The sequence below is a fragment of the Collinsella aerofaciens genome (assembly GCF_032584215.1).
Classification (GTDB): domain Bacteria; phylum Actinomycetota; class Coriobacteriia; order Coriobacteriales; family Coriobacteriaceae; genus Collinsella.
This window is the reverse complement of record NZ_JAWHPN010000001.1, coordinates 65,047-76,966: the sequence shown is the minus strand read 5'-3', so window position 1 is coordinate 76,966 and position 11,920 is coordinate 65,047. Positions and strand designations below refer to the sequence as shown.

The window sequence follows — 11,920 nt, the reverse complement described above, 5'->3', positions numbered from 1 at the left end:
CCTCCTAGTTCTCGTCCTCAAACATACCACCCGCGACGACCTCGTACATATGCTCGAGCTCCGAGCGGTCCATCAAAAGTGGAACGGGGTACAGGGGATTGGCCTCGGCATCGGCATGGGCCGCCATTTGCGGAATATCGGAGCGGCGAATACCCGAGACATATTTGGGGATTCCCAGGGCCTCGTTCATGCGGTCGACCCAATCGATAAAGGCCTCGGCCGCAAGACTGTCCTGCGCGGTAGCCGGCGCAATGCCCGCCATGCGAGCAAGATCGGCAAGCTTGGGGGCGGCGGCGTCACCATAAGCGCGAAGCATGTGCGGCAGGATGATCGCGTTGGCCAAACCGTGCGGAATTCCGTATCGGCCGCCTAGACTGTGCGCGATGGCATGAACGTATCCAACATAGGAGCGCGTAAAGGCAACTCCCGCCTTATACGCCGCCGAAAGCATATTGCGACGCGCACGCATGTCGTCGCCATGCTCATAGGCCTCGAGCAAATTGTCGTGGATGAGCTGCACCGCCTGTCGTGCCATCTTGCGCGTATAGGGCGTGGTGCTTCGCCCGATAAAGGCCTCGACGGCATGCGTCAGGGCGTCCATACCCGTCTGCCCCGTAATGGAGGCGGGCAGACCGCGCGTAAACTCGGGGTCGTGCACCGCAAAGCGCGGAATAAGCACAAAGTCGTTAATGGGGTACTTGTAGTGCGTCTCGTCATCGGTAATTACCGCCGCAAGTGTGACCTCGCTTCCCGTGCCTGCCGTGGTGGGGACGGCGATGAGCAGCGGCAGGCGACGATGAATCCGCAGCAGGCCGCGCATCTTGTTGATGGGCTTGTTTGGCTGCGCAATGCGTGCGCCTACGCCCTTGGCGCAGTCCATGGCTGATCCTCCGCCAAAGCCGATAATGGCCCGGCAGGCACTCTCTCGATACAGGGACGCCGCTTCCTCCACGTTTGAAACCGTGGGGTTTGTACGCGTTTCGGCATAGACCGTAACGCCAATCCCCCTGGATGCGAGCGCCGCCTCGAGCGGTGCCGTGAGCCCCAGACGGGCAATGCCGGGATCCGTCACGATAAGGACCTTCTGGATCGAGCGCTTTTGAAGCACCGCGGGCACATCCTCGGCATGCTCTAAAATGCGCGGCTCGGTATAGGGCAGGATCGGCAATGCAATGCGAAAAACCGTCTGATATGTTCGGCACCAGGCACGACGGGCTAGATGCATAAAGGAAACTCCTTCATTTGTTGATAGGTCAACATTTGCTCGCCCGATTGTACTCAGCAAAGATCGCAGACGGCCTCCCAATCGTTAATCAATCAACATCTTCATATCTCGAAATTGTTTTATTAAAAATCATTCCTAATAGGCTTCACATTTGGTTGCATTTATGGATAATAGAACTCGTCAAGACGCACGTCCGGAGAGGGCCCTTACGGGACCGGACGAGCGCACAATCGCCATCGATCGAAAGGATCGAATCATGAAGTTTGTTTGCCCCGTTTGCGGTTATGTGGAAGAGTTCGACGGCGACCAGCTGCCCGAGGACTTCAAGTGCCCCCAGTGCGGCGTTCCCGGTTCTCGCTTCCTGAAGCAGGAGGAGGGTCAGCTCGAGTGGGCTGCCGAGCACGTCGTGGGCGTCGCCAAGATGGAGGGCGTCTCCGAGGACATCGTTGCCGACCTGCGCGCCAACTTTGAGGGCGAGTGCTCCGAGGTCGGTATGTACCTGGCCATGGCGCGCGTCGCTCATCGCGAGGGCTATCCCGAGATCGGCCTGTACTGGGAGAAGGCTGCCCACGAGGAGGCCGAGCACGCTGCCAAGTTCGCTGAGCTCCTGGGCGAGGTCGTGACCGACTCCACCAAGAAGAACCTCGAGATGCGCGTTGAGGCCGAGAACGGTGCCACCGCCGGCAAGACCGATCTTGCCAAGCGTGCCAAGGCCGCTGGCCTTGATGCCATCCACGACACCGTGCACGAGATGGCTCGCGACGAGGCCCGCCACGGCAAGGCTTTCGCCGGCCTGCTCAAGCGCTACTTTGGCTAAGCCAAACGCCTGAGACATAACCTCTAGCTCAATGAGGCCCGGACCGTATTGGTTCGGGCCTTTTTCGTGCCTCACAAACTTGTTAACTACCTGAAATAGGACCGCCTTCGGCATAGGTTTCTCGTCAAAAACTAAGTGAGTAGACTTTTTGGAACTTGCCGAGCACGCCATCCATATTGCTTTATAAAGCCGCAGGTAAATGACTTGTTTCAAAACGGCCTGGTCGCCAAAGTGCTAAAAGCCTACTCACTTAGAACCGCAGCCGTCCACGATCGAGCCATTTTGTGTCTAGCGGGCATCTTTCCGTCGATTACTCCCAATTTTGTCCAGTCAACGAATAGTTCAGACCGGAGTAATGCCTCAGCCCTTTGCTCATCTGAGCTTTTATCACGATATTCAGCATCGAGCATCCTGCATACGGTCTTAACGATCGCGCGGAATCTACCCTCATCGGATATCTGTCTGTGTGTCAGGAGAAGCACATCGTAGCCCATGGCCTGAAGGGCCGTCATGCGGTCAGCGTCACGCAAGCCATCCCCTGCGCGTCCGTGCGAGGCCTTTCCCTGACATTCAATGGCCACCTGTCGCCTGCCGTCCGGCGAAGAAAGAAGTAGGTCGATATATACACGGGACTTTCCCACAATCGCTCGAGCACTTGTGCTTAGCATCACTTCAACATTAAGCTCTATGCCGCAAAAACCTTCGCCTCCCAGGGCTCGCGGCAGTCCAAGCAACAAATACGCCTCGACCTCAAAAGGCGACGCGGCACCCAATGGAACGAGTTGCGATACCGCCATAAATCTATTGCCGTAACGCATCCCGCAAACATCTGAACAAAAACGGTCAAGGTCTCCGCCCAAAACCAAAGCGTCTCGACGCCATAAATTTGAGGCGGTGCCGTCCTCGGACGGGCAGCGCACCCAACCGACCGTTGTCGAAATCGCGCCCGAATCAATTGCACGCGAAAGCTCCGCCTCAAGTGCCGCCGGCAGGGCACACACCGCAAACAAGCCACACATCTCCGCCAATACCAAAAGAAGCTGAAGATCCGTCAGATGCCGCGACATGATGAATGTCGTCAGTAGAGGAGACGTAACCAAAAACCCATGCTCCGTTTCCAGCACGGATTCCCTGGGAAGCTCACCAAGAAACAGCCGCTGCCTAATGCTGGCAGGACAAGTCCGTTTGTTTCTCGTCCGAACCAATGTATACAACGGAAAACCGAGCGCGACCGCAGCCGTCGGGTTGCGGGCGAGATCATATCGCTGCCGGTCTTCTTCCGGTCGTGGAAGCGGCGGACACAAAGCGCGGACTTGAGGAGGCAAACGCCAGTACCTAAAAGCTGATATGTCACAAAGTAGATCCTTCATAGGCACAGGAAAACACGAATTTCAACCCAATCAGTCACGCATTGGCGCGAACGCAGCAAAAATGGCGCCGAACGGACTGCCAAGTTTTCAACAGCCCTCCCCAACTGGCCAAAAGCTTGCCGAGAGCTGGACGAAACCCTGTTGAAAACCCCATTTTTTCTCATGTAGAAGCTTTGCGCGGCAAGTGAGTAGACTTTTTTGAACATCCCGAGCAGGCCGGTCATCCTGCTTTTCAAAACCGCAGGTAGATAGCTTGTTACAAAACTGCCTGGTCGCCAAAGTGCTAAAAGTCTACTCACTTAGATTGCAGAGCGCCCCCATTAGCTGCAATTCCAAGGTATTAAGCACTTTTGGACTCAGATCATCATACTGAACAAGAATTTGACTTGAGTTTTCAGGGACAGATGCGCCATCGGCACACCAATAACAGTCACTGATATCGATAAACGGGATACTCGAGCGCGTGAGGGCCCGTGCAAAAGTGCTTCCGCCCGTTCTACGCTCCGCAACCACGATACAGTAAAGGCCCGCGTCAGCATGCTCGATCGAGACTTCCCCTGCCGGAAATGCCTTCCGTACAAGCGCCACTAGGCCATCACGCGCCTCGCGGGCACGAACGCGCACGCGGTTCACATGTCGCTCGTAATCACCCGATTCCAGCAAACGAGCCAAAGCGACCTGGTCAACAGAACTCACCGACGAGGCGTAAAAACCAAGGTTGCGCCTAAACCGCTCCATTAGCTCATCGGGCAGCACCATGTACGCTAGACGCAACGCCGATGACAGGCTCTTCGAAAACGTGTTGGTGTAGATAACCGACTGGGAGGCATCGATCGACGCGAGCGCGGGAATTGGCTTGCCGGCAAGGCGAAACTCACAATCAAAGTCATCTTCGATGAGGTACCGACCTGGTCGCTCGGCGGCCCAGCTCAGCAGCGCATAGCGACGCGCAATGCTCGTCACAAGACCGGTGGGATACTGATGGGACGGCATCAGGTGAAGAACATCGGTCCCAGTTTTCTGCAGAACGCTCAGGTCCACGCCGTCATCATCCAACGGGATATGTCGAACTTTGCAACCCATAGCCTGATAGATGCGCGTCAGACGCAAATAGCCCGGGTCCTCAACGGCATACACCTTGTCAGCGCCAAGCAACTGAACCAACATGGTATCGAGCAGCTGAGCGCCCGCGCCGATAACAATGTTATTGGGGTCGACATTCATACCCCTCGTCCCGCGCAGATGGTGAGCAATTGCGCGTCGCAGCCGGGCGGTGCCCTGTGCCGGTGCGGGCGAAAAGATCTCGCGCTCGTCTTCGGACGCCAGCGTCGCCCGTAGCGCACTTTGCCAAAGCCGCGCCGCCTCCAAAGCGGAAGGAGAAAGTGCGTCGAATTGCTCGACCCGCCCGCGGACATCATGCGCGCTGGGGTCCACAGAGACGGCATCTCGGTCGATGCCCTCCGAAGCCAAAGGCAAAACCGGTGCATCCGGAAGTTTGCAAGCGTAGTAGCCACGACGCGGCATTGAGCAAATATAGCCCTCGGCAAGCAACTGGCTATATGCATTCTCGATAGTAATGACACTGATTCCCAGATGACTGGCAAAGGCGCGCTTAGACGGAAGATGCTCCCCCGCCGCAATGCGTCCAGCAACGATATCATCTCGAATTTGCTGATAAATATACTCATAAAGCGATGCCTCGCCGCGTTTTTCCAAATTGTAGTCAAGCATGAGTTTGTCACCTGACCTTATTAAGTCATTCATTCTGGTATTAGTCTGACCTTGTAATTATCCCGAAAACTGAGTATTTCGCCATACCCAGCTCCCCGATAGGATGTTCCGTCAAGCAATGCACATGCCAACCAAGGGAGCAACCATGGCAGAACAGACCAACAAGGCCGATCGCGTCAAACTCAATCGCGAGCTCGCGCAGATGCTCAAGGGCGGCGTCATCATGGACGTCACCACGCCCGAGCAAGCACGCGTCGCCGAAGAGGCAGGCGCCTGCGCCGTCATGGCACTCGAGCGCATCCCGGCCGATATCCGTGCCGCAGGTGGTGTGTCGCGCATGAGCGACCCCAAGATGATCAAGGGCATCCAGGAGGCCGTCTCCATCCCCGTTATGGCCAAGTGTCGCATCGGTCACATTGTCGAGGCGCAGGTCCTGCAGGCCATCGAGATCGATTACATCGATGAGTCCGAGGTCCTCTCCCCTGCCGATGACGTCTATCACATCGACAAGACCCAGTTTGACGTGCCGTTTGTCTGCGGCGCCCGCGATCTGGGCGAGGCGTTGCGCCGTGTTGCTGAGGGCGCCACGATGATTCGTACCAAGGGCGAGCCGGGCACGGGCGACGTCGTTCAGGCCGTGCGTCACATGCGCAAGATCCAAAAGCAGATCCGCGACGTTGTTGCTCTGCGCGACGACGAGCTCTTTGAGGCAGCCAAGCAGCTGCAGGTTCCGGTCGAGCTGGTGCGCGAGGTCCATGCCATGGGCAAGCTCCCCGTCGTAAACTTTGCCGCCGGCGGAGTCGCGACCCCCGCCGACGCCGCGCTGATGATGCAGCTGGGCGCCGAGGGCGTCTTTGTTGGCTCGGGCATCTTTAAGAGCGGCGACCCCGCCAAGCGCGCCGCCGCCATCGTCAAGGCCGTGGCAAACTTCACCGACGCCAAGCTCATCGCCGAGCTTTCGGAGGACCTGGGCGAGGCCATGGTGGGCATCAACGCCGACGAAATCGAGATCATCATGGAGGAGCGCGGGCGCTAGTCCAGCAGAAAGGATCGCACATGAGCGATTATGCACACCAAACGGTTGCCGTGCTGGCGGTCCAAGGCGCTTTTGCCGAGCATGAGGCAAGGCTATCTGAGCTGGGCGCACGCTGTATTGAGCTGAGGCAGGCGGCTGATTTGAAGCAGAACTTTGACCGTCTGGTACTTCCCGGCGGCGAGTCTACCGTTCAAGGGAAACTGCTTGATGAGTTGGGCATGCTCGAGGAGCTTCGTACCCGTATCGCTGAAGGCATGCCCGTCCTGGGCACCTGCGCCGGCCTGATTCTGCTGGCTCACGACCTTGCCGCTCATGACGATAAGGGCACGCCGCGTTTGGCAACCATGGATGTGCTCGTTGAGCGCAATGCCTATGGCAGACAGCTCGGCAGTTTTCGCACCAAGGGACAGGTAGACGGCATCGACGGTGAAGTGCCGCTGACATTTATCCGCGCGCCCCGCATCGTCGAGGTCCACGGCGACGCCAAGGCCTTGGCAGAGGTCGATGGCCGCATCGTCGCCGCCCGCCAGGGCAACCAGCTCGGCGTAACCTTCCACCCCGAACTCGATGAAGACACCCGCCTCCACGAACTGTTCCTACAAATGTAGGTAGAACAAAAACGAGAGTGGATAATCTCCCACTTTGAGCTTGAATGCAGGCTCAAACCGGGAGATCATCCACTCTTGTTCTATGTAGTCGTTTAAGAACGTCCCCAATGACTACAAGGAGTGTCCCAAGCTGCCGGCAGAAAAGGAACGTCCCTAACTGCCGCATCCGGAGCAAGACAACGCCGCAGGCAGAGGACGGACAGCGAGCGGGTCGCATTTGAGGCAAGGTGACGTGAAACGAAAGGGCGCTGACCTTCTGGTCGCGCCCTTGAAGTTGAACGTCAGATTGTCCAAATGCGGCCCGCGCAGCGTCGGCCCGTTACGGCGTTTGGTAAAACGCCGTAACTAAAAACGGTTACCGCGGAAGCCGCCACCGTTGCGGCCGCCACGGTCGCCACCGCGACCGCCGCGGTCGTTACCACGGTTGCCGCCGAAGCCGCCACGGTTGCCACCGCGATCGCCATAGCCACCACGGTTGCCGCCAAAGCCGCCGCGACCGCCACGGTCGCCGCCACGGTCACCAAAGCCGCCACGGCCGCCGCGATCGCCACCGCGACCGCCACGGTCGCCGCCACGGCCACCGCGGTCACCAAAGCCGCCACGGCCGCCTCGATCGCCACCGCGACCGCCACGGTCGTCACGGCCGCCGCGAGGACCGCGGTCCTCGTCCAGGCCCATGGCGACAAGCGGAGCGATAACCTTATCGAGAGCGGCCATCAGCTCGGTGGCCTCCTCGTAAGAAAGCTCGGGCAGGAGCTTCTCCTTCTTGTTGGCAAGCTCGACCAGGCCCTCAGCGGCATCCTCGGCAGCGAAGACAACGATCTTGCGCATATCGCCCTCGGCGTCGTCGATGCGGCCGACCAGATCGGCAGCCTCGGCCTCGGCCATCAGGCCATCGAGCTCACGAAGGCGCATGCCCAGCAGGTCGGACATTTCCTTCTGCTCCATCTTGGGCTTGAGGTCAAGAAGCTTGATGGCGCGCTCGATGTTCGCCATGCGCTCGGCCTTGGCCTCCTCCTCCTTGGAAATAGCAAAGCGACGGCTGCGCAGCAGGCGGGCGGCCTTCTGCATCTTGTCCATCAGCTCTTCGTCATCGTAATCAGCGGCGGCCTCGACAACCTCGGCCTCCTCGGCGGAAACCTCGTCAGCAGCCTCAACCTCGGCAGCTTCGGTCTCCACGGTCTCGACTGCCTCGACCTCGGCGGCCATGGTCTCGTTCTCGGTCTCGTTCATGATCTCTTCGTTCTCAGACATGAGACTCCTTCTTGGCCCTCTCGGGCATCATCGCCCCATTCGCGGGGCCCGTCGCGCACTCTTTGCGCTTTATACATTCATGCCTCTCGGCAAAACGTCCATTAGTTTATGGTGTCGCCATCCAATCTAGCTGCAGAATCTATGTGCACACATTAATGCGACATGTGCGACTCGCGGCGAGCGTACACCAGCGACACCGCGAACCCGACAACGGCAATCACGGCCGCCACGCGCACGGCGGCTGCAAATCCTATCGCCTGGGCAACGTCCGACGCAACGCCTGCGGCTCCAGCAGCCACCGCAGAACTCGAAAGCAGGCCGATAAACAGCGACGGACCAAACGACGCGGCAATCATGTTCCACGTGTTAAGCAATGCCGTTCCGTGAGGATGCTCAGCGGCGGGAAGCGTCTCCAAACCGGCGGTCTGCGAGGGGCTCAGTACCAAACCGACGCCGGCATACACCACAACGGTCAGCAGCACGACAACGCCGATGTTCATGCTTGCCGCGGTCATCGAGATTGCCGTCTGCCCCACAGCGATCAGGGCAAAGCCGACCGGCAGCAGCGGCCACGCACCACGGGCATCCATCACGCGTCCGCCCACAATCGAGGTCACGGCGTTGCAGGCGATCGCCGGCAAAATGAGCAAACCCGCGACAAGTGCGGTCATGCCGTATGCGCCCTCAAAATAGAGCGGCAACAAAACGCTCATCGAGAACGTCGTCATCATCGACACCACCACAAGCAGGCACGCAGGCCAAAAACGAACGCTCGCCATGGGGCGCACGTTGAGCACCGGATGCTTGAGCTTGAGCTGACGAACCGCAAACAGGCCGAGCACCACAACAGCGGCGAAAAGCGTCGCGATACCGGCCATCACATTGGTCGAGAACTCGCCTACGGAATACACAAACGCCGTAATGCCGGCGGCGAGCAAAACAACCGACAGAATATCAAGCGTGGTGTTCGAGCGCTCTCCGACATTCCGAACGAGCTTTGCTGCCGCCGCGGCGACCACGGCACCGCCCACCAGCGGCACTACGAACACCGCCCTCCAGCCAAACAACGTGCACATAAGACCACTAATCACGGGCCCAAACGCCGGCCCTAGCGTAATGCAGGCACCGCCCAGGCTCAGATACAGACCGAGCTTCTCGCGCGGAGCACAAGATAGCACCACATTCATCATGAGCGGAAACAAGATGCCCGATCCCGCAGCCTGCAAAATACGACTTGGCAGCAAAACGGTAAACGACGGGGCGACCAGGCACAGGACTTCTCCGGCGACCATGCATCCGCATGCGAAAAACAGCAGCTTGCGCGTCGAGAAACGACCGGACAGAAAGGCCATGATGGCCGTAAAGATCGACGTCACGATCATGTATCCCGAAACTAGCCACTGCGCCGTGGTGGCACTCACCGAAAAGGCCGCCATGATATCGTGCAGTGCCACGTTAATGATGTTCTCGTTAAACGCGGCGACAAAGGCTGCAATATACATTACGACGAGAAACGCCGAAGTGGCCGATGGCGTTGCTTGAACTTGTTGCTGAGATTTGCTCCCCATGCATTTCCTTCCTCTTGGAACGACAGTCGCATCGCCCCAGAGGAACAGTCCAGGGCGAGCATGAGCCCTAGACTTACGTCAGACGCCGCACGCGACGGATCCGACAACATGGTCCAACGTTGAAAGATTGTAACGCTGACGCGCAGCTTTCCTTCCGCGCTATTATTAAAAGTCCACGAAAGCACGAGACATGAGGAGCCCGCCATGATTAAGCCCATCATGAAATCCGAGTTCTTTTTGCGCCTGCCTTCCGAAGACGCGGGACCCGACGATGCCGCGACCGGGCAGGACCTCCTGGATACACTCCACGAGCATGAGCGCGAGTGCGTGGGCCTCGCCGCCAACATGATTGGCGTGCGCAAACGCATCATCTGCGTAAAGGACGGCAACAGGACACTCCTGATGTACAACCCTCAAATTCTTGAGCAGGTCAATGCCTATCAGACGAGCGAAGGATGTCTCTCGCTGATCGGCGAGTGTCCCTGTACCCGCTATCGCCGCATTAAGGTGGAGTATTTGGACGAGAACTTCGTCCACCGCATCAAAAACTTCTCGGGCTACACCGCCGAGATCATCCAGCACGAAATCGACCACTGCAACGGGATTGTTATTTAGTTCCGCCGATTCAAGAAAGCTCCCTGCAGCAAAACAACTGCAGGGAGCTTTTCATAGTGCGGAGTTTCTATCCCCTACGACTGGCGGTAATGGTCAAAGAAGTCGGCGAGGTCTTCGAGGGACTCTTTGAGTACTTCCATGCGCGGCAGGTACACGATGCGGAAGTGGTCGGGCTCAGCCCAGTTGAAGCCGCCGCCGCGCGTGATCAGGATCTTCTTCTCGTGCAGCAGGTCAAGGGCGAACTGCTCGTCATCGGTGATGTTGAACTTTTTGACATCCATCTTGGGGAAGATGTAGAACGCCGCACGTGGCTTAACCACCGAGATGCCGTCGATCTTGTTGAGCGCCTCATACACAAAGTTGCGCTGCTCGTAGACACGGCCACCGGGACGGATGTAGTCGTTGACGGACTGATGGCCACCGAGTGCCGTCTGGACGATCGACTGGGCCGGCACGTTGGAGCACAGGCGCATGTTAGAGAGCATGTTGACGCCCATGATGAAGTCGCTCATGCAGCGCTGGTTGCCCGAAAGCACCATCCAGCCAATACGATAGCCCGCGATCATGTGCGACTTGGAAAGGCCGCTAAAGGTGACGCAGGGCAGGTCGGGGGCGAGCGAGGCAATCGAGACGTGCTCGTAGCCGTCCATGCACAGGCGGTCGTAGATCTCATCGGCAAAGATCATCAGCTGATGCCTGCGTGCAATCTCGACGATGCCCTCGAGCACCTCGCGCGGATAGACGGAACCCGTAGGGTTGTTGGGGTTGATGATGACGAGGGCTTTGGTCGCGCTCGTAATCTTGGACTCCATATCCTGCAGATCGGGATACCAATCGGCCTGCTCGTCGCACAGGTAGTGCACAGGATGGCCGCCGGCAAGGGTCGCGCACGCCGTCCAGAGCGGATAGTCGGGGCTGGGAACCAGGATCTCGTCACCGTTATCGAGCAGCGCGTTCATCGAAAGCTGAATGAGCTCGGACACGCCGTTGCCCGTGTAGATATGCTCCATCTGAACGTTGGGCAGGCCCTTGATCTGCGAATACTGCATGATCGCCTTGCGCGCAGAGAACAGGCCACGCGAGTTGGAATAGCCTTCGCAGTCGGGCAGCTGCTGGCGCATGTCCTTGATGACCTCATCGGGCGTGCGGAAACCGAAGGGCGCCGGGTTGCCGATATTGAGCTTGAGGATGCGCTCGCCCTCGTCCTCCATACGGGCGGCCTCGTCGACGACGGGACCGCGCACGTCATACAGGACGTTATCGAGCTTGGTGGATTTAGAAAAAGTACGCATGGTGGTGCTCCTTGCAATTTGAGCTGAGGGATGGGGTTCGGGTTTGGAATCGTTGCGGGGTGATGATGCCTCGCCTCGATCGGCGTCGCCGGCAAGCAGCCAGGTAACATCGACCTCCAAAATACGGGCGAGCAGCTCAGCCACATCGCGCCGCGGAATCGTCTTGCCGCTCACATATTGGCTCATCTGACTCTTGCCGAGTTTTTTGCCGAGCATCTCCGATGCGCGGATCACGTCCGACTGGCGAACGTCGCGATCGGACATAGCCTGTCGCAGACGATCGCTAAACGTCTCTTGGGCCACTAGAACCTCCTTGCTGGCAAAGTTCAATTTATACAACACGAATTGAACCTGAGTTCAATTTAGGCAGCAGTATAACGCCGTGCTATTTCGAAAAGTTCAAT

10 protein-coding genes are annotated in these 11,920 nt (G+C 58.3%); 4 read left to right on the top strand and 6 right to left on the bottom strand.

All coding sequences use genetic code 11. From position 1 onward, the window contains the following. Positions 1–4 precede the first annotated feature (4 nt). Positions 5–1,225, bottom strand: a complete 1,221-nt coding sequence (locus tag RX395_RS00335; RefSeq protein WP_271746849.1) for an iron-containing alcohol dehydrogenase — start codon at positions 1,223–1,225, stop codon at positions 5–7. Between the two features lie 256 nt (positions 1,226–1,481). Here RX395_RS00335 and RX395_RS00330 point away from each other — a divergent pair, with 256 nt between their 5' ends. Beyond that, complete coding sequence (locus tag RX395_RS00330) at positions 1,482–2,042, top strand: ferritin family protein (RefSeq protein ID WP_022094328.1); 561 nt, start codon at positions 1,482–1,484, stop codon at positions 2,040–2,042. A gap of 242 nt (positions 2,043–2,284) precedes the next feature. Here RX395_RS00330 and RX395_RS00325 read toward each other — a convergent pair whose 3' ends face one another. Further along, positions 2,285–3,166: a hypothetical protein gene (locus tag RX395_RS00325; RefSeq protein WP_316364626.1), complete on the bottom strand. Its 882-nt coding sequence runs from the start codon at positions 3,164–3,166 to the stop codon at positions 2,285–2,287. 537 nt (positions 3,167–3,703) lie between these two features. Beyond that, positions 3,704–5,143 carry a MocR-like pyridoxine biosynthesis transcription factor PdxR gene (gene pdxR / locus RX395_RS00320; protein ID WP_316364625.1) on the bottom strand — a complete coding sequence of 480 codons (1,440 nt, stop codon included), beginning with the start codon at positions 5,141–5,143 and terminating at the stop codon, positions 3,704–3,706. 145 nt (positions 5,144–5,288) lie between these two features. On the opposite strand from pdxR, the gene pdxS reads away from it, so the two are divergent. Beyond that, positions 5,289–6,179, top strand: coding sequence for a pyridoxal 5'-phosphate synthase lyase subunit PdxS (gene pdxS, locus RX395_RS00315; RefSeq protein WP_117862404.1), 891 nt, complete (start codon positions 5,289–5,291; stop codon positions 6,177–6,179). A gap of 20 nt (positions 6,180–6,199) precedes the next feature. Next, on the top strand, positions 6,200–6,787 hold the full coding sequence (gene pdxT / locus RX395_RS00310) for a pyridoxal 5'-phosphate synthase glutaminase subunit PdxT (RefSeq protein ID WP_117736778.1): 588 nt from the start codon (positions 6,200–6,202) through the stop codon (positions 6,785–6,787). Between the two features lie 345 nt (positions 6,788–7,132). Here the strand turns inward: pdxT and RX395_RS00305 are convergent, their stop codons facing one another. Both RX395_RS00305 and RX395_RS00300 read right to left on the bottom strand, forming a co-directional pair. After that, positions 7,133–8,041, bottom strand: coding sequence for a hypothetical protein (locus RX395_RS00305; RefSeq protein WP_117842932.1), 909 nt, complete (start codon positions 8,039–8,041; stop codon positions 7,133–7,135). Between the two features lie 152 nt (positions 8,042–8,193). Further along, on the bottom strand, positions 8,194–9,609 hold the full coding sequence (locus tag RX395_RS00300; RefSeq protein WP_316364622.1) for an MFS transporter: 1,416 nt from the start codon (positions 9,607–9,609) through the stop codon (positions 8,194–8,196). Positions 9,610–9,813: 204 nt separating this feature from the next. On the opposite strand from RX395_RS00300, the gene RX395_RS00295 reads away from it, so the two are divergent. Continuing rightward, complete coding sequence (locus tag RX395_RS00295) at positions 9,814–10,224, top strand: peptide deformylase (protein ID WP_316364621.1); 411 nt, start codon at positions 9,814–9,816, stop codon at positions 10,222–10,224. A 74-nt stretch (positions 10,225–10,298) separates the two neighbouring features. Here RX395_RS00295 and RX395_RS00290 read toward each other — a convergent pair whose 3' ends face one another. After that, on the bottom strand, positions 10,299–11,780 hold the full coding sequence (locus RX395_RS00290; RefSeq protein WP_316364709.1) for an aminotransferase class I/II-fold pyridoxal phosphate-dependent enzyme: 1,482 nt from the start codon (positions 11,778–11,780) through the stop codon (positions 10,299–10,301). Positions 11,781–11,920: the final 140 nt, after the last annotated feature.

What these genes read in the sequence shown, in the direction of transcription:
- pdxT (WP_117736778.1), top strand. Translation starts at nt 6,200, where the DNA reads ATGAGCGATTATGCACACCAAACGGTTGCCGTGCTGGCGGTCCAAGGC.
- RX395_RS00330 (WP_022094328.1), top strand. Translation starts at nt 1,482, where the DNA reads ATGAAGTTTGTTTGCCCCGTTTGCGGTTATGTGGAAGAGTTCGACGGC.
- RX395_RS00290 (WP_316364709.1), bottom strand. Translation starts at nt 11,780, where the DNA reads ATGTCCGATCGCGACGTTCGCCAGTCGGACGTGATCCGCGCATCGGAG.
- RX395_RS00300 (WP_316364622.1), bottom strand. Translation starts at nt 9,609, where the DNA reads ATGGGGAGCAAATCTCAGCAACAAGTTCAAGCAACGCCATCGGCCACT.
- RX395_RS00295 (WP_316364621.1), top strand. Translation starts at nt 9,814, where the DNA reads ATGATTAAGCCCATCATGAAATCCGAGTTCTTTTTGCGCCTGCCTTCC.
- pdxR (WP_316364625.1), bottom strand. Translation starts at nt 5,143, where the DNA reads ATGCTTGACTACAATTTGGAAAAACGCGGCGAGGCATCGCTTTATGAG.
- RX395_RS00335 (WP_271746849.1), bottom strand. Translation starts at nt 1,225, where the DNA reads ATGCATCTAGCCCGTCGTGCCTGGTGCCGAACATATCAGACGGTTTTT.
- pdxS (WP_117862404.1), top strand. Translation starts at nt 5,289, where the DNA reads ATGGCAGAACAGACCAACAAGGCCGATCGCGTCAAACTCAATCGCGAG.
- RX395_RS00305 (WP_117842932.1), bottom strand. Translation starts at nt 8,041, where the DNA reads ATGTCTGAGAACGAAGAGATCATGAACGAGACCGAGAACGAGACCATG.